General features: G+C 48.3%; 22 protein-coding genes and 1 pseudogene. 14 read left to right on the forward strand and 9 right to left on the reverse strand.

Annotated elements, in window-relative coordinates:
* The first annotated feature begins 71 nt into the window (after nucleotides 1-71).
* From KNO96_RS10075 to KNO96_RS10105, 7 genes and pseudogenes are all read left to right on the forward strand, one after another.
* Entirely contained in the window at nucleotides 72-1,145 is a 1,074-nt protein-coding gene (locus KNO96_RS10075; RefSeq protein ID WP_214703549.1) for an alpha/beta hydrolase, read from the forward strand.
* Complete coding sequence (locus KNO96_RS10080; protein WP_214703550.1) at nucleotides 1,142-3,916, forward strand: glycoside hydrolase family 3 protein; 2,775 nt, start codon at nucleotides 1,142-1,144, stop codon at nucleotides 3,914-3,916. Before KNO96_RS10075 ends, KNO96_RS10080 begins: the two co-directional genes overlap by 4 nt.
* Nucleotides 3,917-4,161: 245 nt before the next feature.
* Nucleotides 4,162-4,428, forward strand: a complete 267-nt coding sequence (locus KNO96_RS10085) for a CD3324 family protein (RefSeq protein WP_026824703.1) — start codon at nucleotides 4,162-4,164, stop codon at nucleotides 4,426-4,428.
* A gap of 121 nt (nucleotides 4,429-4,549) precedes the next feature.
* The gene (locus KNO96_RS10090; protein ID WP_214703551.1) at nucleotides 4,550-5,200 is read left to right on the forward strand and encodes a FusB/FusC family EF-G-binding protein; all 651 of its coding nucleotides are present in this window, start codon (nucleotides 4,550-4,552) and stop codon (nucleotides 5,198-5,200) included.
* Nucleotides 5,201-5,325: 125 nt separating this feature from the next.
* Nucleotides 5,326-5,466 (forward strand): annotated as a pseudogene (locus KNO96_RS10095) (nucleosidase); the annotation flags it as partial.
* A 97-nt stretch (nucleotides 5,467-5,563) separates the two neighbouring features.
* On the forward strand, nucleotides 5,564-6,058 hold the full coding sequence (locus KNO96_RS10100; protein ID WP_214703552.1) for an LURP-one-related/scramblase family protein: 495 nt from the start codon (nucleotides 5,564-5,566) through the stop codon (nucleotides 6,056-6,058).
* A gap of 13 nt (nucleotides 6,059-6,071) precedes the next feature.
* Nucleotides 6,072-6,614: an NUDIX hydrolase gene (locus KNO96_RS10105; RefSeq protein WP_214700800.1), complete on the forward strand. Its 543-nt coding sequence runs from the start codon at nucleotides 6,072-6,074 to the stop codon at nucleotides 6,612-6,614.
* Nucleotides 6,615-6,738: 124 nt separating this feature from the next.
* Here KNO96_RS10105 and mprF read toward each other — a convergent pair whose 3' ends face one another.
* Nucleotides 6,739-9,234, reverse strand: a complete 2,496-nt coding sequence (gene mprF / locus KNO96_RS10110; RefSeq protein WP_214703553.1) for a bifunctional lysylphosphatidylglycerol flippase/synthetase MprF — start codon at nucleotides 9,232-9,234, stop codon at nucleotides 6,739-6,741.
* 172 nt (nucleotides 9,235-9,406) lie between these two features.
* On the opposite strand from mprF, the gene KNO96_RS10115 reads away from it, so the two are divergent.
* The 4 genes from KNO96_RS10115 to KNO96_RS10130 all read left to right on the forward strand — a co-directional run bounded on the left by KNO96_RS10115 (nucleotide 9,407) and on the right by KNO96_RS10130 (nucleotide 12,293).
* Nucleotides 9,407-9,955: a bifunctional transcriptional activator/DNA repair enzyme AdaA gene (locus tag KNO96_RS10115; RefSeq protein ID WP_026824696.1), complete on the forward strand. Its 549-nt coding sequence runs from the start codon at nucleotides 9,407-9,409 to the stop codon at nucleotides 9,953-9,955.
* Nucleotides 9,952-10,845 (forward strand): DNA-3-methyladenine glycosylase family protein, encoded by an 894-nt coding sequence (locus KNO96_RS10120; RefSeq protein WP_214703554.1) that lies wholly within the window; start codon nucleotides 9,952-9,954, stop codon nucleotides 10,843-10,845. The genes KNO96_RS10115 and KNO96_RS10120 overlap by 4 nt, the downstream gene beginning before the upstream one ends.
* Nucleotides 10,832-11,314 carry a methylated-DNA--[protein]-cysteine S-methyltransferase gene (locus KNO96_RS10125; RefSeq protein WP_214703555.1) on the forward strand — a complete coding sequence of 161 codons (483 nt, stop codon included), beginning with the start codon at nucleotides 10,832-10,834 and terminating at the stop codon, nucleotides 11,312-11,314. The genes KNO96_RS10120 and KNO96_RS10125 overlap by 14 nt, the downstream gene beginning before the upstream one ends.
* 115 nt (nucleotides 11,315-11,429) lie before the next feature.
* Nucleotides 11,430-12,293, forward strand: a complete 864-nt coding sequence (locus KNO96_RS10130) for a DegV family protein (protein WP_214703556.1) — start codon at nucleotides 11,430-11,432, stop codon at nucleotides 12,291-12,293.
* A gap of 26 nt (nucleotides 12,294-12,319) precedes the next feature.
* Here the strand turns inward: KNO96_RS10130 and KNO96_RS10135 are convergent, their stop codons facing one another.
* Complete coding sequence (locus KNO96_RS10135; RefSeq protein WP_214703557.1) at nucleotides 12,320-12,862, reverse strand: histidine phosphatase family protein; 543 nt, start codon at nucleotides 12,860-12,862, stop codon at nucleotides 12,320-12,322.
* A 28-nt stretch (nucleotides 12,863-12,890) separates the two neighbouring features.
* The gene (locus KNO96_RS10140) at nucleotides 12,891-13,349 is read right to left on the reverse strand and encodes a DUF2691 family protein (RefSeq protein ID WP_214703558.1); all 459 of its coding nucleotides are present in this window, start codon (nucleotides 13,347-13,349) and stop codon (nucleotides 12,891-12,893) included.
* 191 nt (nucleotides 13,350-13,540) lie between these two features.
* Here KNO96_RS10140 and KNO96_RS10145 point away from each other — a divergent pair, with 191 nt between their 5' ends.
* The gene (locus KNO96_RS10145; RefSeq protein WP_214703559.1) at nucleotides 13,541-15,040 is read left to right on the forward strand and encodes a malate:quinone oxidoreductase; all 1,500 of its coding nucleotides are present in this window, start codon (nucleotides 13,541-13,543) and stop codon (nucleotides 15,038-15,040) included.
* Between the two features lie 270 nt (nucleotides 15,041-15,310).
* On the opposite strand, the gene KNO96_RS10150 is transcribed toward KNO96_RS10145, so the two are convergent.
* From KNO96_RS10150 to adhP, 3 genes are all read right to left on the reverse strand, one after another.
* Nucleotides 15,311-15,838, reverse strand: coding sequence for a CarD family transcriptional regulator (locus KNO96_RS10150; protein WP_026824688.1), 528 nt, complete (start codon nucleotides 15,836-15,838; stop codon nucleotides 15,311-15,313).
* A gap of 107 nt (nucleotides 15,839-15,945) precedes the next feature.
* Complete coding sequence (locus KNO96_RS10155) at nucleotides 15,946-16,371, reverse strand: MarR family winged helix-turn-helix transcriptional regulator (protein ID WP_026824687.1); 426 nt, start codon at nucleotides 16,369-16,371, stop codon at nucleotides 15,946-15,948.
* A gap of 114 nt (nucleotides 16,372-16,485) precedes the next feature.
* Nucleotides 16,486-17,514 (reverse strand): alcohol dehydrogenase AdhP, encoded by a 1,029-nt coding sequence (adhP, locus tag KNO96_RS10160; protein WP_214703560.1) that lies wholly within the window; start codon nucleotides 17,512-17,514, stop codon nucleotides 16,486-16,488.
* Between the two features lie 184 nt (nucleotides 17,515-17,698).
* On the opposite strand from adhP, the gene KNO96_RS10165 reads away from it, so the two are divergent.
* Entirely contained in the window at nucleotides 17,699-18,448 is a 750-nt protein-coding gene (locus KNO96_RS10165; protein ID WP_214703561.1) for a hypothetical protein, read from the forward strand.
* A 47-nt stretch (nucleotides 18,449-18,495) separates the two neighbouring features.
* Here KNO96_RS10165 and KNO96_RS10170 read toward each other — a convergent pair whose 3' ends face one another.
* From KNO96_RS10170 to KNO96_RS10180, 3 genes are all read right to left on the reverse strand, one after another.
* A complete protein-coding gene (locus tag KNO96_RS10170; protein ID WP_214703562.1) occupies nucleotides 18,496-19,332 on the reverse strand; it encodes an aldo/keto reductase in 837 nt (278 codons plus the stop codon).
* Between the two features lie 78 nt (nucleotides 19,333-19,410).
* Complete coding sequence (locus KNO96_RS10175) at nucleotides 19,411-20,373, reverse strand: HAAS signaling domain-containing protein (protein ID WP_214703563.1); 963 nt, start codon at nucleotides 20,371-20,373, stop codon at nucleotides 19,411-19,413.
* On the reverse strand, nucleotides 20,360-20,707 hold the full coding sequence (locus tag KNO96_RS10180) for a PadR family transcriptional regulator (protein ID WP_026824682.1): 348 nt from the start codon (nucleotides 20,705-20,707) through the stop codon (nucleotides 20,360-20,362). The genes KNO96_RS10175 and KNO96_RS10180 overlap by 14 nt, the downstream gene beginning before the upstream one ends.
* A gap of 128 nt (nucleotides 20,708-20,835) precedes the next feature.
* Here KNO96_RS10180 and KNO96_RS10185 point away from each other — a divergent pair, with 128 nt between their 5' ends.
* Nucleotides 20,836-21,237, forward strand: a complete 402-nt coding sequence (locus KNO96_RS10185) for a hypothetical protein (RefSeq protein ID WP_214703564.1) — start codon at nucleotides 20,836-20,838, stop codon at nucleotides 21,235-21,237.
* Nucleotides 21,238-21,260: the final 23 nt, after the last annotated feature.

The following is a 21,260-nucleotide window of genomic DNA, read 5'->3' on the forward strand; positions in this document are numbered from 1 at the left end:
TCGATGTACAACTTTACCCATAAACAATATTTTTACAGGCTAAAGAATATCGAAAGAAAGGGGCTTACATAATGGAATCCGATTATGAACATCTCGTCCAACACCTTCAACAAGACCAATATCGAACATACGCGAACCACCTCGAAACCATCATCAAACCTATTCCAGATTCAGACCGTACTGGAGACCTCGATCCACGCGTGTTCGCGACACTGGCCATGAATCATTCAGATGACGAACCGGACGTGGCGTTCAATCTCGAGGCAGCACGCGCCGGCATGGGCTGGCCAAATCAGGATCAGACAACGATTGAGATCGCAACGGAATCTCTACTCATTCCAAGTGAGGACGGCGACATCCGGGCCCGTCTGTATCGTCCGCATCATACTGAAGCAATCCCGGCCATTCTCTTCTTCCACGGCGGTGGATTCTTCGGGGGGACGCTTGAGACGATCGAGAATCCATGTAAGCTACTCGCGGAACGGGCGAATGCGGTCGTCATCTCTGTTGATTATCGTCTCGCCCCGGAGCATGCGTTCCCAGCCGGATTGAATGACTGTTACCGCGCCTTTGAATGGGTGTATGAAAATGCGACTGAGTTGAACGTCCATCGCGACCGAATCGGCGTCGCCGGTGACAGTGCCGGTGGCAACTTGGCGACCGCTTGCTGTCTGATGGACCAAGAACGAGGGGAACATCGAATCAGTTATCAAGCGCTCGTCTATCCCGTCGTCAATCTAGGATCGATTCCGACAGATGATTTTGAATGGACATTCGATGCGTACGCCATCTCATACCACCACGATTTGATTCGTGGTGTCGTGCTTGCGCTTGCGGATCCAGATTCGCTACTAAATGATCTCTATCTTCAAGGGAAGACGGATCTCAAACATCCCCTCGTATCGCCGTTGTTCGCAGACGATGTCTCGGGTCTACCACCGACTTTGATTGTGACGGCCGAGTACGATTATTTACGACTTGAAGGTGAAGCCTATGCACGGAAACTGTCGAGAGCAGGTATTCCGACACGGCTCATTCAATATCGAGGGATGGACCATGCTTTCATCGATAAGTTGGGAGACTATCCACAAGCAGAAGATTGTATGTATGAAATCGCAAATGGACTAAAGGAGCTGACGAAATGAAACAGTATACATTAGATTGGACACGTTATGAGGAATTGTCCCGTCAAGCGGTCGCGGAAGGCGTCGTGTTAGTCAAAAACGAACAGAAGACCCTCCCGTTACAGCCTGAAACAAAGCTCGCCGTATTTGGTCGTAGCCAGTTCCATTACTATAAGAGCGGTACCGGATCAGGCGGGATGGTGAACGTCGGACACGTCACGACACCGCTCGAGGCACTACGTGAGCGTACGGACATTCACATCAATGAATCGCTCTATGCGACGTATGAAGAGTGGGTGACGGAGAATCCATTTGACCAAGGTGTCGGTTGGGCGGGTGAACCGTGGTCGCAACAGGAGATGGACGTAACGGACGAACTCGTCGATCAAGCCGCACAAGAGTCAGATGTCGCGCTCATCATGATTGGACGCACGGCAGGGGAAGACCGTGACAACACGGCCGACCCGGGTAGCTACTTGTTGACGGATATCGAACACGCGATGATCGAGTGCGTCACGAAACGCTTCCAAAAGACAGTCGTCGTCCTAAACGTCGGGAACATCATCGACATGAAATGGGCAGAGCAACCGAGTGCCATCCTCTATGCTTGGCAAGGCGGGATGGAAGGTGGAAAAGGACTTGTCGACGTTCTCGTCGGAGACGTGACTCCTTCCGGGAAACTGACAGATACGATCGCTCGTTCGATCGAGGATTATCCGTCGACAAAGAACTTTGGTCACGCAGACAAGGGAATTTATCAAGAAGACATCTATGTCGGCTATCGCTATTTCGAGACGTTCGCGAAGGATGATGTCTTGTACCCATTCGGATTCGGACTGTCTTACACGACGTTCAAAACGGAGGTCAAACAGACTAAAGAAGTCGATGGCGTCCTAACGGTTGACGTGGAAGTGACAAACACGGGTGACTGTGACGGGAAAGAAGTCGTTCAGCTCTATGTCGAGAAGCCACAAGGGAAGCTCGGGAACCCACTCCGGTCAATGGTCGCGTTCGAGAAGACGTTGCTTCTTGAGCCAGGTGAGCGACAGACACTTTCTTTCACCGTCCACATGACTGACTTTGCGAGTTATGACGACTCTGGCGTGACGGGTCATGAATCGAGCTTCGTTTTAGAGGCGGGGACGTATCGGTTATATGTCGGAACAGACGTGCGTTCGGCTGCACTCGCTTTTGAGGTCGAGCAGCGTGAGCAACGTGTCCTTGAGACGTTGAGCGAGAATATGGCACCTGTCCTCCCGTTCGAACGGATGAAACCGATTCAAGGCGAACGAGGGTTTGAAGTGAGCTATGAGTCGACACCGCTTCGCGCCGTTGACGTCGAGACACGTTATTTGGAAGAACGCCCTGAGACGCGAGCGTTCACGGGTGACCAAGGCATCAAATTGAGTGATGTGTACCACGGGAAGGCGTCGCTCGACGCATTTCTAGATCAATTGACGGATGAGGACTTGGCTTGTATCGTCCGCGGACAAGGGATGAACTCACCACGCGTCACACCGGGAACGGCCGCTGCGTTTGGTGGGGTGTCCGACCGATTGAACGAGCTTGAGATTCCAGCGGCCTGTTGTGCCGATGGTCCATCAGGGATTCGCATGGATATCGGGATGAAGGCGTTCGCGCTTCCGAACGGCACACTCTTGGCGTCCACGTTCAACGTCAATCTCGTCGAAGACTTGTTTGAGATGACAGGACTCGAGATGCGGAAAAATCGCGTCGATACGTTGCTTGGACCAGGGATGAACATTCACCGAAATCCGTTGAACGGACGTAACTTCGAGTACTTCTCGGAAGACCCACATGTGACTGGGAAGATGGCAATCGCCCAACTAAATGGGATGCATCGTGTCGGCGTGACGGGCACACTCAAACACTTCAGCGCCAACAACCAAGAGGCACATCGTCACGATATCGATTCGGTCGTCTCGGAGCGGGCATTACGCGAGATTTATTTGAAAGGCTTCGAAATGGCGGTGAAAGAAGGACGTGCAACGTCAATCATGACGACTTATGGCGCGGTCAACGGAATCTGGACGGCTGGACTGTATGACCAAAACACGCGTATCTTACGTGACGAGTGGGGCTTTGAAGGGATTGTCATGACGGACTGGTGGGCAAAAGTGAACTTCCGTGAGGATGAGTCGGCCAACCGTAAAAACACGGCAGCGATGGTTCGTTCGCAAAACGACTTGTATATGGTCGTCGACCGCCCGGACCTCAACTCATTCGAGGACAACACGATGGCATCGGTCGAAGAAGGCGTGGTCACACGAGGCGAGTTGTTGCGGAGCGCGCGCAACATTTGTTCATTTATCTTGAAATCACCAGCGATGGAGCGTCTGCTTGGGATTCATGATGGTTCGGTCGAGGTGCTCGGCTTTGAAGACGAAACGAATCAACAGGATGCATTTGAGTTGGACTATCAACATCTCGAAAACGGGGAACACGTCGATTTGTCAGGAATCGATACCTCGACAGGGAACACGCACGTCTTCGCCATCTCGGTCGACCAGACCGGAACGTATGACATCACGTTGACTGCCCGTTCGAATGCGGGAGAATTGGCACAGATGCCGGTGACGTTGTTTGCGAACAATATCCCAGGTGCGACGTTCACGTTTAACGGGACGGACGGAGAATGGGTGACGCAGACGAAGCAGGTCTTCTTCTTGAACCAGCATAATTATCTCCAGCTCTATTTCGCGTTGAGCGGATTAGAAGTGAAGGACGTGTCCTTCACGCTCGCAGATGAATTCAGTATGAAGAACGGCTGAGTCGCCCTTTTGCCGATTCATTGAATTCGGTATAATTGAAGGAACGACACATCGCAAAGGAGGCGCATACCCGTGGAAAATCGGCTTCGATTTTCTAGGTCTTCACGCACTCATGCAAAGCCATTTGGACGAAAGGCGATCACTTGCATGGGGCGAAACGAATACCTTGATCGCTTGATTTAACGTAACCCACTTGGCTTTGCTCCCTTATCGAATTGGATTCATTCAATAAGGAGCGAGGTATGATGAAGTACGTCAATGCGCAACACATTCTGCCAGAACGATTGTTGCAAGAGGTGCAACAATACGTACAAGGTGAAACGTTATATGTGCCGACCCCGACCGACACGAAACGGAAGTGGGGAACGGTCAACGGAGGGAAACAATTACTTGAAAAACGAAACGAAGCCATACGCGCAGCGTTTCGGAACGGAGAGCGAATCGAAAGTCTGGCTATATCCTATCATTTGGCGACGCACACGATTCGAAAGATTGTATACTGCTCGACATGAAGGAGGTACGACTAGTTCGCTAGTCGTACCTTTTTAGGTCGACTATGTTTCTTAATCAAAGTGTACACAGTAAGGAAGCGTCGTCTCCTGTAAACTGAGGATTGAGGAAGGGGGCGACAAAATGTCAGATCCATTTATTCAAAACGAACAATATAATCTCATCAAAGAACAAGTGAGGCTCGTCAAAGAGAGTCGAATGCAAAGCTTGCCGCCTTCTGTTTTGCGGGCAGTCATCGACTTGGCACAGTCGAAAGTGATTTATGCATTCCCTGAGGCAACGACTGAACAATTGAAGCTTTTACAGTTCTCGACGTTACAGACGAACGAAGCGTTCGAAGAGTACATGCAACAATTACGAGAATGGGTTCAACCATTTCCCGTCGTATCTGCCGAGCAGCTGAAGGATTTGTTCCCGAAACAGAAGAAGCTTCGCTTACCGGAGCTAGCCGATGTTGATTTTGGACGACTCACTTATTTGAGTTGGAACGATGAACGTTCCAAGCAAAAGTTGATGATTTGTCAACATGAAGGTCGATTGATTGGCATCGTATGTAAACCGAGCACGAATACGAAGAAAAACATATGTGCCTTCTGTAATCAGTTCACGGACGTGACGTACTGCGTTACGATCACGAAAGCGAAACAAGCGAAAAATCCGGACTATTACAAAGCCATCGGCACATACATATGTGTAGACAGTAAGACGTGCAACGAACACATCACGAGCCAAGAGGCTTTGCATACTTTTGTTCATAAAGCGTTACAGGCCTGACGAGGGAGTCAGGCTTTTTATTTTTCATAAAATACTGTACAACCTTTCCGATATCCCTTTAGATAGAATCCAAGAAGTTTCAATCTAGAAAGAAGGGAATGAATGAAACACGTAGTCATTTTTGATATGGAATGGATCGTTGGATTACAGAAACATATAGCATTCAACAAATCGAAACGTTGGATAAGGGCGATTTAGTGTCAGAAATCGTGAAGAAGTATGAACTGCCGGATGGCTTCGTGGTAGGTGACCGATTATCGGAAGTTCTCGAAACTGTATCAAAAGAAACTGTTTCGTGATAAGTGAATCGATTTCAAGATTGGACTCGTACGTAAAGGACTACATAAAATCGGAGGGATCATCATGCACACGCTTTACATGAAACAAAAAGTGTTCAGTTTACGCGGGCGCTTCACCATCAAGGATGCAGACGGACATGACCATTATTTCATCGAGGGTAGCTTTATGAAGTTTCCAAAATCATTTGAAATCAAAGATATGAACGGTCAGACGGTCACGACGATCACAAAAAAGACGTTCAGCTTTTTGCCGAAGTTTTTCGTAGAAGTGGACGGCACAGATATGATGACCATCTCGAAAGATTTTTCATTCTTCAAACCGAAATATTCCATCGATGCAGCTCGGATTGATGTCCAAGGCGATTGGTGGGACATGGATTTTGATGTGACGAAGAACGGACATTCTATCGGAAGTGTTCAAAAGAAATGGTTCACGTGGGGAGACAGTTACGAGATTCGTGTCGAAGAACCAGAGATGGAGCACCTTCTCATCTCCATCGTCGTAGCCATCGATTGTGCGAATGCCGATCAAGCAGCAGCATCTAGCGCCGCAACATAAAGGGGAGGATCTAATGGAATTTTGGGACGTCTATACGGTGAACCGAGAAAAAACCGGTCGCACGTGGCAACGGGGAAGTCGATTGCCAGAAGGCGAGTATCATCTTGTCATTCACGTGTGTATCTTTAACCAGAAGGGCGAGATGTTGATTCAACAGCGCCAACCGTTCAAGGAAGGTTGGGCAAACATGTGGGATATCACGGTCGGAGGAAGTGCCACGGTAGGGGATACGAGTCAGCAAGCCGCCATGCGGGAACTCGAAGAGGAGATTGGGCTCAAGCTTGATCTATCTCAGACACGACCGCATCTGACCGTCAATTTTGATGAAGGGTTTGACGACATTTATCTGGTCGAAATGGAAGTGGATTTGAATGAGCTGACGCTACAGGAATCTGAAGTGCAAGCCGTGAAATGGGCGGATGAAGCGGCGATTCTGCAGATGATTCAACAGCAAGAATTCATACCGTATCACACACCGATGATACCGTTACTTTTTGCCATGCGAGGGCAATGGGGAGGAATCAATCATAAAGCTGCGGTGAAAGTAGATTCGTGAATAACATGAGATCTGATTCGTATTGAAGAATCAGATCTCTTTTCTTTGAGTTGATTTTGAATCAAATAGACCTCTAGTTTTACATGTAATTTTTTGAAAATGAGTCGATGAGCGGTATCTCTCGTTATGATTTTTTCCGACTAATCAACCGCGCTGTCCGTAAAATCGAGGGCAACAACTTCCGACGTTGACGGAATGCGAGATAGCGTCCTTCCCACGACGGTTTGAACTTCTGTTTGAACTGTCGCAAGCCACTGAACGGATAGATGTAGCTGATATTTTCAAAAATATCGGCGGCGACGCGCTCTGGCCAGTGCGAGAACGTCTGCCCCCCGACGGCCGCAAGTGGTGCCACGCCGAGTCCGACATGTTCATAACCTTCCGCACGCGCCCATTCGATGATGTGAAGAATCAATACTTCGATTGCTCCAGATGGCGCATCATTTTTCGAACGCATCAAATCGATTGAGATGGCTCCGTCTCCTCGGAGTAACGAAATGAAAGCTACGACGACACCGTCCGCATCTCGTAATAAGGCAATCGGATAACGGGTCAACGTTTCATAGTCGAAGAAACCGAGGGAGAAGCCTTTCTCATTTCGATTGCCAATCCACTCATCTGAGATGTCTTTTAACTCTTGTAACAGAAGGAGGCTCGGTTCACAGACGATGTCGAACGTGATGCCCTTCTTCTCAAACTGATTGTAGAGAGAGCGCATATTTGCACGCTTCTTCCCGGATAAGGAGAAGGTCGAGACGTCAATCGTCGCCTCTTCCCCTAGTTTGAAGAACGTGAAGCCGGCATCATGAAGGCGCGGCATCCAATTCGGTGTAATTTGATAAAATAAAGGGATATACCCGATTCGGTCCGCATCCTCGATGAAACGTGTCAATAACGCAGTCGCCGCCTGTCGCTCACCTTGGATATCACCAAGAACAATCGCATGGTTCCGCGCTGTCGCAAACAACAGACACGCATCTCCGGCCTCGGTCATGTAAAAGCGCTTATCTGCCATATGGGCCAAATCAAAGCTACTTGATGTTTGTTGCGCCGCTTGGAACTGTCGGATTCGATGTTCATCGTATGCCTCTCCAAGCGCCGGGCGTTTCCAACGGTCGAATAAGAGCAGAAGCGCACTTGCTACGATCGAAGTCAATAACAAGACAAACGTCGTCAACCAGCCGGCTTGATGAGATGTGAAGAATAAGTCATCCGTACCCGCGAATGATTGCAACAAGAGGGCCTGGGTGCCGACATAGAGCAGGACGTAGATCAAGCTTCGAATGAGACGTCCTGTCGTTAAAATCGAGCGGTATCGGACGTGTCGTTTACGTGTCAACCAGACGAACATCGCAAACCCGATGACGACGAAGGTCTCAAACAGGTTTAAACCACGAGCGATGACCCCGATGGTCGCCAAGATGAAGGCAGTGTTGAGTAACCAGAGTGTTCGTTTAGTCCGCACATACATGCCATAGACGGACAAAAACATGAGAAGTCCGGCACTCAATATGAAAAGGGTACCGACCCATTCAAACCAGCGATTCACTTCATAGAGCGGCGTCACGCTCGGGAGAAGCGTCTGGAACCAAATCAACAGACTGCTCATGAGTGCGATGAGACTTCCGGTCAATCGTCCAATCTTCGCAAGCGTCCGCGAAACGACGCGCCAGACGACGGTCCCAATCTCATACGATGACCCGATGATTGGCCGATACTCGATTTGTTTGACGACCTGGTCCCCAAACGCGATAGCCGCGAGAAAGAGTCCAATTAAAAATGGGACGACAAAATAAACGAATCGGTAGATGATTAGTGAAGACAAAACGATGTCTTGATGAATCCCAAGTTGAGTCATCCCAACGAGATACAGTAAGTCAAACGTTCCGGCACCCCCAGGTACGAGAGAGACGACACCGACGACCGTCGCGACGATGAATACTCCGAAAAGTTGCACGAACGAGGCCGAACCGTCTAGTAATGTCAAAGCATAGATGGCGACGAATCCAGCGGTGACCCATTCTGCGAGCGAGGTCATCGTATACCCGAGCAGAGTGGACCACCCGACGTTTGATCGGCGTGAGGTGACGAACAAATAAAACGGGAGCATCGCACTCACGGCGAGTAACACTGGCCAAATCCACGGTTTCGTACCGACGAGCCCACCGGCCGGGAAGATACCGAGGAGCACACCGATGGAAAGAATGGACAGACCGCTGATAAGTGTCGGAGTCATCCACCCGATGGCACGGAGCAAGCGTTTCGTGTCCGTATAGGGACGATAGAGCGAGGTACGAAGCGCGATCCCGATCACGCCGCCGAAGCCGAGCAACCCGTTCATCGAGTTCGTGATCCATGCCGTTTGAACGATTTTTCGTTTCGGTAGCTCGATATGTAAAGAGCGTAGCAAGAAATAGTCATAGCCCGTCATGGTCAAGACAGCGAATCCACCGAGTAGGATGAGTGTGAACTGTTCCCAACCGGTCAGTTGTTTCAGTGTCGTGAAGGCGGTCGCGAGCGAGAGGTCTTTCAACTCTTGTCCGCTCTGAATCAAGATCAAACCGATTAATGCTATAGGGATGAGCCATTTTAATTGTTTCCATGAAAAACGAGTGCGCATGAGGTTTTCTCCTTATCTGTCATATGACTGACAGTGTCTTCTAACTAAATCGTACTATAGGATACGATTGAAATCTGTAAAACGTTTCAAAAACAGGGGATTGTAAGCGCAAGAAAGAGGACGAAATGTTGATTTTAGATTTGCTACAGTGTAAGGAGAAAGGGGTGTGGAGATGCTGACATTTGAAGAAAAATGGGCGAAAGTGCTCGCTTGTGATGCGACGTATGACGGGCTATTCTATACGGCCGTTAAGACGACAGGAATCTATTGCCGACCATCATGCCGTTCCCGCAAACCGAAAAAAGAGAATGTCGATTTTTATATGACGAGACAAGAGGTGGAAGCGAACGGATTCCGACCGTGCAAGCGATGCCAGCCGGAAGTCGAGCATGCTCCACACCGAGCGCTCGTACAACAGGTGACAGTGTATCTGATGGAACATTATAAACAGCCGATTCGCCTCGAACAAATTGCCGAGCATGTCCAGCTGAGTCCGTTCCATTTGGAGCGAACGTTCACCCAAACGACAGGAGAGACGCCAAGGCAACTATTGGAGCGACTTCGTATCGACAAGGCAGCTTATTTATTACGAACGACCGCGATGAGCAATCTGACAGTCTGCTATGAGGTCGGGTTTCAAACACCGTCGAACTTTTACCGCGTGTTCCGTCAAGTGAAAGGTTGTACACCAAATACGTATCGAAAAGGAGAGGACGTATGACAGAGATGCTAATCGCTGTACAGCAGCCGTTTGATTTTCAAGAGTGTCTCGTCTTTTTAAGTCGGTCAAATCAAGAGGTGCTCCATGTCACGACGGACGAGGCGATTCAAAAGTTGATGCGAATCGGGGAACGCCTTATCCTCGTCGAACTTCAAGGAGAGCAGGGTCACATTCGTGTGGTGTTCCCAGTCGATGACGTTTCAGAGATGGAGATGGAAAGCATTGAACGTGAGGTGCGTGACTGGTTAGACCTCGATCGTGACCTAACACCGTTTGAGGCGATGGGGGCAGAGGATGAATTACTGGCTCCTTTGATTGAAGTGCATCGCGGGTTACGGATGATCGGCTTCCCAGATTTGTTCGAGGCACTCACGTGGGCCATCATCGGGCAACAAATCACGTTATCCTTCGCCTATACAATCAAACGTCGGTTCGTCGAACGATATGGAGAACAGCGAGTCGTCGAGGGAAGAACGTATTGGACGTTCCCACGGGCGGAACGAATCGCCTCGCTCGAACCGGAAGCGTTACGTGAGCTTCAGTTCAGTCGAAGGAAAGCGGAGTATATCATTGATATTGCACGGGAAATAACAGGTGGGACATTATCAAAATCGGCTCTACAATCGCAATCTTCAACTGATACCCGTCAACGGTTACTCGCAATCCGGGGTGTCGGAGAATGGACGGCAGACTATGTGTTGATGAAGTGTTTCCAAGACGCCTCAGCATTCCCAGTCGCAGATGTCGGATTGCATCAAGCGATTCAACATCGTTTAGGGACGACTGAAAAGCCGACGATTGAAGAAGTGAGACGTTACGGTGAGTCCTGGAAGGGTTGGGAAGGATACGCGACATTTTATCTGTGGAGGTCATTATATGGAAACGTATAGACTAGACGTGGAGACACCAATTGGCTTGATCGAAGTCGTTGGGACAGAGAAAGTCATTCAATCAATCTTATTCGTCGAACGCGAAGCGGCGCAATTACCTGAACCGAATGTACCTGATGTGTTGCGACAGTGTAAGGATGAACTCGATGATTATTTTCGAGGGGAGAGGATGACGTTCACCTTTCCGATTGAACAAGTGGGCACGCCGTTTCAGCGGGATGTGTGGAGTACGTTACAGAAAATTCCTTATGCGGAGACGGCTTCTTACCGAGAACTCGCCGAACGAGTGAAACGACCCGCGGCTGTCCGCGCGGTCGGAGCAACGAACGGACGCAACAAGCTGAGCATCGTTGTGCCATGTCACCGTGTCATCGGATTAAACGGGAAATTGACTGGCTATGCCGGCGGATTATGGCGAAAAGAATGGCTCTTACACCACGAGAAACAAGTCGCACATCAAACCCAGTAAAAAAACATTTCCCCCTCCAAATCTGCTACACTAGAAGAGGTCCTATCGTGACGTCGGAATCGACGAAGTTATAGGATGATTCCCGTCACTTATGGAGAAAGTTTTGGAGGAATGCATGATTAAATTATTAGCAGATTCAACGTGTGACTTATCGGATGAAGTGCTTGAACGGTACAACATCGGGGTCGCGCCGTTGATCATTACCATGAACAATATGTCTTACCAGGACCGGGTGGATATCCAGCCGGATGATTTTTATGGAATGTTGGAAGCGCTCCCGGAATTTCCGACGACGGCAATGCCGAGCCCGGCGACGTTCTTACGATTGATGGAAGATGCGGTCGCTGCCGGTCATGAGGAGATTTTATGCATTTGTATGTCGAGTGGCACGAGCGGCTCGTATCAGTCGGCGATCATCGGAAAAGAGTACTTCGAAGAGGCGCATCCTGACTCGACTGTTAAAATTCACGTTGTCGACTCCCGTTCGATGAGTCACGGGAGCGGCTGGCTGTTGCTAAAGAGTGCGCAGATGCGTGAAGCCGGTGCGACGTTCGAACAGCTCGTTGACTTCAATGAGACGTACAAGACGAAAGTGAAGCATTTCTTATCCGTGGACGACTTGGACCATTTGATCAAGAGCGGACGAATCTCGAACACGAGTGCCATCATCGGAAAGCTACTTATGGTCAAGCCGATTATGAGCATGAAGAACGGCAAAGGTGCGATTGTTGCCAAGGAACGAGGTACCCGTAAAGTGCTGAAGCATTATACGGACGAGTTCGTGAAACGCGTGAATCCGGATATCACGAATTTTGTGATCATCGGGTATACATCCGATCAGCGAGTTGCCGAAAATTTAAAAGCGAAGATTGAAGCAGAAACAGATTTCACAGGCGAGATTTACCTCATGCAGATGGGGGTTTCGGTCGGAACGCATGTCGGACTCGGTGCCATCTCGATGTTTTTCGTAGAGAAGTAACAAAAGCCGTCTCATCGCGAGACGGCTTATTTGTTTGGCCAAATATGCTCGATGGACGGTGTGCTGTCGTGATAATCGAGACGATAGACGTCTGGGTTACGCATCGTGCGCCATGTCTCAAAGTCATATTGCGGGTCGAGATGTTGCAATAAGAGTGCGAGCAGATTGCCGTGCGTCACCAATAGTGTCGCGGCATGTTGAGATTGAGCACGCTCCACAACTTGTAGGATGCGATTCGTCGCTTCTTGGCTAGATTCAGCATCAAGTAGTTTGAAAGTCGGGTCGATGAATGACTGACGTAATGGGGTCAGCCAGTCTTCGAGCGGTTCGTGAGACAGGATGCGTTCTCTCAGTAACGGTTCACGCTCGATTGAGAGGTGATGAGAATCGGCGAGTGACGTGACCGAAGCGACCGCACGGATATAATCGCTTGAGATGATCCGACCAATCGAGATATCACGAAAAAAGTCGTGAAGCAGGAGAGCTTGTGCGTGACCTGCTTCCGTGAGCGGGGCGTCAGGTTCTTGGCCCGCGGCTGAGCAGTGGCGAATCAAATAGAGTGTGGGCATGATGGATTCTCCTTATTTAAATGTGTAATCACCAACATGATAGGTGTGTCCTCGAGTCATTGTTACTTGTGATGTATGCGGTATCCTCGAATCCATGCAACATAGCATTTTGATAGAGCGAGCCGAGCATCTGTTGATCTTTACAATAGATTGTCACGTCTTGACTGTCCGTCACAATTAGTGCAAATTCGCACGTGCTACGTAGAAAGTCTTCATACGTTTCGATTTCCGTAGACACGTTAGGGTGGAACGCTTTGATATCAACGAAAATCAAATAGTGTTGTTGAATAATCAGTTCATTGAGTTGACGACCATCGATTACGGTCGAATCCAAAAATAACAGACGATCGAGTTGCTCATCTTTCACAATGTAGGATTCCTCATCCACCACCTTCCATCGGTATTGGTCAAGAGGGATTGGACTCAATATCACTTGCAAAAACTGCCCGTATTGATTGGGTATTTTAAAACGTATGCCACGTCTCAAAAGAATACCTCCTTCGTTTCAAGGAATCATCCCATTTTCATAAAAAGTTTCAACACAAAAAATCATACATAACCCTTATCATTCATCACAAAAGAGTTATAATCGGTATAACGATTATAAAATATACGATTGAGGAATGGGGATTCTTCGATTGTATGACAAAAAATTCAGGGGATAAGGATGGGGTTTTCATGAGCAGTACGCAAACGAGAACAGACGTCATTTTAATTGGGGCAGGCATTATGAGCGCAACGCTCGGTTCACTCTTTAAAGAGCTTGTACCGGAGTGGAACATTAAAGTGTTCGAAAAGCTCGATGCAGCAGGGGAAGAAAGTTCAAACGAATGGAATAACGCAGGTACGGGACATGCCGCACTATGCGAATTAAACTATACAACTGAGAACGCAGATGGGACGATCGACATCTCCAAAGCAGTCAACGTCAACGAGCAGTTCCAAATCTCGCGCCAGTTTTGGGCGCATCTCGTCAAGCAAGGATTAATTGAAAACCCAGAGGCCTTTATTCGTTCGATTCCACATATGAGCATGGTCCAAGGGGAGCAGAACGTCGACTTCTTGAAGCGTCGTTTGGAAGCGCTAACAACGAATCCGTTGTTTGAGGGGATGGTCTTATCGGACGACCCGAATCAATTACAGGAATGGTTCCCGCTCATCATGGGAGGTCGGACATCGGATGAACCGATTGCCGCAACGAAAATCGATTCAGGGACGGATGTGAACTTCGGTGCATTGACACGTATGTTGTTTGAGCATCTCACATCAAACGGGGTCGAGGTCAACTATGGTCATAGCGTCGAGGACGTGAAGCGTCTCGACAACGGTCATTGGGAAGTGAAAGTGAAAGACGTGTCTCGGGACACGATTGAGACGCATACGGCACCATTCCTCTTTATCGGAGGCGGGGGTGGTAGTTTGCCGCTCTTACAAAAGACAGGGATTCCCGAGTCGAAACAAATCGGAGGATTTCCGGTCAGTGGGCTCTTCCTCGTCTGTAAAAATCGAGAGATTATCGAGCAACATCACGCTAAAGTTTACGGAAAGGCGAAAGTCGGGGCACCGCCGATGTCGGTACCGCACCTCGACACACGCTTTATCGATGGACGCAAAGAATTGCTGTTTGGACCGTTCGCCGGCTTCACGCCGAAGTTCTTGAAAACAGGATCAAACTTGGATTTGATCCGTTCGGTCAAGCCGAATAACGTCATCACGATGCTTGCGGCAGGGGCGAAAGAGATGCCGCTCACGAAATACTTAATCGAGCAGGTACTCTTGTCACACGACAAGCGTATGGATGAACTTCGCGAATTCATTCCGAACGCCAAGAACGAAGATTGGGAAATCGTTGTGGCTGGGCAACGGGTTCAGGTCATCAAAGATACACCGCAAGGAAAAGGGACACTCCAGTTCGGAACAGAAGTCGTCAGCGCGGAAGATGGATCGGTCGCGGCACTCCTTGGTGCTTCTCCAGGTGCATCGACAGCTGTTCATGTCATGTTGAAAGTGCTCGAACAGTGCTTCCCGCAACAGTTGCCGGAATGGGAAGCAAAAATCAAAGAGATGGTTCCATCGTATGGCTTGAAGTTGTCGGAACATCCGGACCTGTTTAGAACGATTCACGAATCGACAGCGCTCGCGCTCGGTCTAAAAGAAAAAGATATGGTACACAATTAATTTACTTGGAGCGAGTATACAATCGTATGCTCGCCCTTTTTGTATAGAACAAGTGATTACTCTTTCACCATTTTTTGGACTTTCGGACCTATCTAGTATGTCATCGATGCGTTTGACGATTCCTTAATTGTTGTCGTTTGTTTCTGTGATGGAGAGAGACTTTTTTCGAGAGGTTGCGTACCCTTGTTGCGACGATATTGAACCTGTGCCGATGATGGCTCGTCCGTATTGATGACATCACAAAAAAAAGACCGCTTCCACAGGAAGGGGTCAAGGTGTGAGTGTCGTCATACTTTCATGTAAATACTCAGATATGCTACGATCAATGTCGCTTTCTGAACGATTGAGAGCAAGCGAGATTTCTTTTACCAAAATGGTTTTGGCGTTCTCTAGAATCTTACGATCTTGTTCGTATAGCTTTTTATTCGCATGGAGCGCCTCAATATGTCGACGACTCAATGTATTGACGACTTGAGCGATATCGTGACGGTTCCCTGAATGGACGACATTCAAAAATTCGCGATTGCGATTGTTGGAATGCGGGTTCCATTCAACGCCAGGCGAGCGGAACGACTCTAAAATCTCTAATGCCTCGTCTGCTTCGAGCAATGTCAACATCATCACATTATCGTTATCGACCGGGATGCTGATCTGTAACTTCTGTGCATTGTTGATCGGGTGAAGCGTGTAGTATGATTTCGTTTCTCCTGCGACCGTTTTGTCCGAAATGTCGTCGATGCGACATACGCCATGGGTCGAGTAGATGATTAAGTCTCCAGCTTTAAACAAGTCGATCACCTCTTCCTTATCCATAAGCATAGTCGTTCAGAAGGTGAAATGTCAACTCGGTTGACGTTTGGGTTCATGTATGCATATAAAAACCGTGCCGATTCTATCCGACACGATTACAGCTTCCAGTCCATGCGCAGAATGATTTTCAGTTGCTCGAAGGCATCTTGTCCAATTCCTTCTCGGATACGTTGCTCGAGTTGCGCTTTGAGCGCCTCGTTTTGTTCATAACAAGTATGGCCGAGCGCAGTCAGTTCGATGCATTTGTCTTTTCGACTCTGTGGATGGTCCGTTACGAGAACGAGTGCTTTTCCTTCAAGGTTCTTAATTAGTTTATGGATGGCTTGTCGAGAGATATGGACATTTCTTGTGACTTCGGCAATAGTCGTGTTCGATTGGTAAAGTGTTGCGAGAATATACCATTCAGAGTTTGAGATGAGGATGTCACTCTGTTCATTCCAAGATTGTTCACTCATCCGTCGAACTTGATTGTTTCGTTCTGTCAGCAAATCAAGCAGACGGGTTGACGTTGATGGAGTCAAATCAAGTCACTCCTCTTTCATTTTCGGCTTTTTGGACGTTCCTAACTATACAAAAGCAACTATACCCCGTCAACGTCAAACTAGAACAAAACGAGGCACATGGCCTCGTTTTAATTAACAGTCTTTATTTTTGAAGTCGATGACCATGCGTCCTTGAATTTTCCCTTGCTCCATCTCTTCAAAGATATCTTGCACTTCGTGAAGACAACGTTTGTGAACAACAGGCACAACGAGTCCTTCTGCTCCGAATTGGAAGGCTTCCTCTAAGTCTTTACGTGTCCCGACGAGAGATCCGACGACTTCGATTCCATCGAGAACGAGACGAGGAATATTCAAATCCATCGTTTCAGAAGGAAGACCGACTGCTACGACTTTCCCACAAGCGCGAACCGCATTGACAGCTGAGTTAAATGCGACTTTAGAGACAGCCGTGACGACTGCAGCGTGTGCACCACCGAACTTCTCTTGGACGATGTCTGCCGCATCTCCTTCGGTCGATGGATTGATTGTCAAATCAGCGCCACTCTCTTTGGCAAGTTCAAGCTTATCATCGTTCAAGTCGACGGCAATCACATGCGCATTGAATACATGCTTCGCATATTGAATTGCCAGGTTGCCCAGTCCCCCACAACCATAGATGATGACCGTCTCACCAGGTTTGACGTCTGCCACTTTGATGGCCTTATACGTCGTGACACCGGCACAAGTAATACTTGATGCCTGTGCAGGGTCTAATCCTTTAGGTACTTTGACGGCATAATCGGCGATGACGATACTTTGTTCGGCCATTCCGCCATCTACGCTATATCCGGCGTTTTGAACGTTTCGGCAGAACGTTTCCCGTCCCGTCGTACAATATTCACAGCGACCACACGCATGATACATCCAAGCGATACTGACGCGGTCTCCGACTTTTAAACTCGTGACATCATCCGCAATTTGAGACACGACTCCAATTCCTTCATGACCGAGCACGCGACCTTGAACATCTCCAAAATCACCACCGGCGACGTGAAGGTCCGTGTGACATACCCCACAGTACTCGACATCGACGAGTGCTTCTCCTGCTTGTAATGGACGTATTTCCTTTTCAACGATTTCGATATTGGCTTTGCTTGCTGAATTGACAACGACTGCTTTCATGTCTCAACACACTCCTTGTGAAATGTTATAAAACCTAAGGAATTCTTTCTTCAATCACAACGTCAGGATATCACAAAATATGGAATGGAAGCGCTTTATTTTTATATAGCATTTGTCTGAAACATGAACTTTTTTCACATGAAGATTTGGGGGAATATAGATAGAAGTAGCAAATGGAAGGGGTATGGTTCAGGTGACAAGAACAAAATTATTTCACACATATAAATCAAAAATCTTGCAGCTATCTGATTTAGAGGAAGAGAAGTTAAAAAGTGAAGATTTTTTGTTAGACCGTGATGAAAAGAAACAACTCGATATCTATTACGCACCGTTTGAATATATCAATCCGGATGCTAAAGTCGTTATCGCCGGGATCACGCCAGGCTTGTATCAGATGCGTCAGTCGTTCGAGGCGATTCGCGATTTGAAAGGTGCTTCTGATGAAGAAACACTGCGAGCCGTCAAACAACGAGGAAGTTTCTCTGGTCCGATTCGTAAGAACTTGGTGACGATGCTGGACGATTTGGATTTACATCATCATTTGGGAATCGAATCATCCCTTGATTTATTTGGGTCGGCGAACCATCTCGTACAAAACACGGCGGTTCTCCCTTATCCCGTTTTCTATAAAGGTAAGAACTATAACGGGTCGAGCCCGGATATGATTCGGACTGAACTGTTTCGACCTTACGTGGAAGGTGTATTCGCTGAAGAGATGGCACAGCTGAAAGATGCCCTCATTCTACCGATGGGCGTGAACGTGAGACGAGCCGTGGAGCTGTTAGTGGAGCGCGGTCTCTTGGACCAGGAGCGGGTCGTGAGCGGGTTTCCGCACCCATCCGGCGGGAACGGTCATCGTCACCGCATCTTCGCCGAAAATCGAGACGCGATGAAACGACACATTGCTGAACATTTCAAACGACATCCACTCTGAACCGTATAACGAAAAAAAAGATTGAGCCTCCGTTGGCTCAATCTTTTTTAGTACTCTTCGTATTCACGCGGATCCTGGTCATCGATGCGACCATCTGGTTTCGTCAACGCATTAAGCGTCTCCATCTCTTCATCTGTCAATTCGAAGTTGAAGATATCGAGATTCTCTTTTTGGTGCAACTCGCTAGACGAGCGGGCGAGCGGGATGACCCCAAGTTGCATATGCCAACGCAAGATGACTTGAGACACACTCTTTCCTTTTTGTTTGGCGAGCTCGGTGATCTTTTCATCATGGATGACCGTACGGGCGCGACTGAGTGGGCTCCACGCTTCTGTGATGATGCCTCGCTCCTTGTCGGCTTGACGCTGTTCGACTTGAGAGAAGTACGGGTGTAGCTCGATTTGATTGATGACCGGTGTTTCTCCCGTCTCTTCAATCAAACGATCGAGATGTTCCGGCATAAAGTTCGAGACCCCAATGGAGCGAATCCATCCGTTTTTCTTTGCTTGAATCAAGGCACGCCATGCCTCGACGTATTTATCCTGCTTCGGATTTGGCCAATGCAAGAGGAACAAATCCCAATAGTCGAGATTTGCTCGGTAAAGGGACTCCCGAATCATCTCGAGTGCCTGATCGTAGTCATAATATTGCGCGCGCAATTTAGATGTTAAGAAAAGCTGTTCGCGCGGAATGCCGGATTGACGAACCGATTCACCGACCGTGCCTTCATTGTCATAACGAATTGCCGAATCAATTAGCCGATATCCGTTTCGGATGGCACACGTAATGGCGTCAACCCCTGCCTCACCTTTCAAATAAACCGTCCCGAGTCCAATGGCTGGAATCTCATGGCCGTCATGTAACTTGATTGTTGGAATACCCATCAAATGCCTCCCCATTCAAAATCGGTTCTCTAGTCCCGTATTCCACTTTCCTCGGAAATGAAACGTTTGAATGTGAGATCAACGCCGAAATGCTTTGTAGAAACCTTCACCTAAATCAATGATACACACGATGATGATGGCGAGCAATACACTCCAGACGCCCCAGCGACTAATCGTTTCGATGTCGATATTGGTTTGATCGGCAATCAACGAAATGGCGTCGGATGAAATCAAATCAGGTTGCAGTAAAATGAGCGCCGTGACGACAATCCAGACGACATTGAAGAGGGCGTTCCACAAGGCGAGCGGCTTCGTCCAGTGTCGAACCATCCATTTATAAATAGCGATGGCGATTCCAAAGACGGCCAAGGCGATGACAAACGGGAGGAATCGATCCAAGACAGACGGATTCAACAACGGATAGGATTTACCATTCATGACGACTCGAATCATCTGCTCGGCGTTGACGTACAATACGACCATCAAAACGGTGGCGACAAAGTCAAACAAGATGGAACCAAAAGAAATCGAGGTCGAACGTGGTTTCACTTTCTTGAGTTGTTCAGGTTTCCAACTAGAGAAGGGGACTTCACCTTCAGGCACAGTGCGTTCGATGATGAAGAACGTAAGCGTAATCCAAAATAGCGTCTGGACGACGACGTTGAAGATGGCCGCCCCGACTTGAAGGAGTCCTTGAATCAAGAATGGAAGCCAAGACGTGTCGTCAATCGAGTTGTTCAGATAACCGATGACTGAGAGGATTGTGATGACCGTGACGGCAATCGGTAAGACGATCTTGATGACGTTCACGTATTGTGTGAAGAGGGCAGGGCCGATCAGGTGGAGCGGTCGGTTCGCATAACGAGCGGCGAGAATATGAGGGTCACCGAGTTGGCGCAACGCTTCAAACAAAGTCGCTTCAGACGGGTCATTTCCAGTCATGTCATCAATGGTCGACTCTAATTCGAGTGCGACATCTTGCCGCATCGACTCAGGAATTCGAGAGGTGACTTCATCAATATACACATCACGAAGATTCATGATCATTTCCTCCTTCAATCAAACGGGTCAATGTTTTCGACATGTTCATCCACTCCACGTACAACTCATTCAAAATATCCAATCCGTCCGGGCTGAGCACATAGTACTTTCGTGGTCGACTCTCCGTCGTGTCCCAGGAGCTCGTGACGAGTCCTTGTTTTTCAAGTCGACGCAAGAGGGGGTAGAGCGTACTCTGGTCAATGTTGATGTCGGCATCAAGTAGCGCTTGAACGAGAGAATAGCCGTATTGAGGTGTCTTCAACTGGCTGAGCACCGCAATCGTCAACGTGCCGCGTCGCAACTCTGTCACTAATGAGGCTTTTACATCGGACATTTTTTCGCCTCCTTCATTCGTTTATTTTTATACTGTATATCATACACTATAAGTTATCATACATCAATGTGAATAAAAGATGTTGAGTTATTTCCTTATTTTGGGATAATGAAAGGGAGGTGATGTGGATGAAGTGGTGGTGGATGATTGGCGGTATAATAATTGTCGTGTTGATGGAAGTGAACGTTCGAGTATATGGGGGAGCCGCAACATTCGGGGTACCGATTGGCTGGATGATCACGCTATTAGTCATGACCCAATTTCGAAAGCCGACATCGACTCCGTGGGCGGTGTCAGTCGGAGTGATGAGTGTAGGGGTGGCGATATTGCTCTCGATTCCGAACTACTCGTTAGCTGCAGCGGAAGAGACGTTGAGCAAAACGTACGATGGCGTGACGTACATCGAGAGCGTTCCGACGACCGGGGGAGAATGGAATCCATTTACCCCTCGAGTAGGCTACCGGTTTGAAACGGAGAGTGGGGACTCGATTTTGTTCATCCCGGACTTGGGGAAGACGTTTGAACTATAAAAAAGACTCGCTCTCATGATAGA

This window comes from Exiguobacterium sp. s89 (assembly GCF_018617735.1).
Taxonomy (GTDB): domain Bacteria; phylum Bacillota; class Bacilli; order Exiguobacteriales; family Exiguobacteriaceae; genus Exiguobacterium; species Exiguobacterium marinum.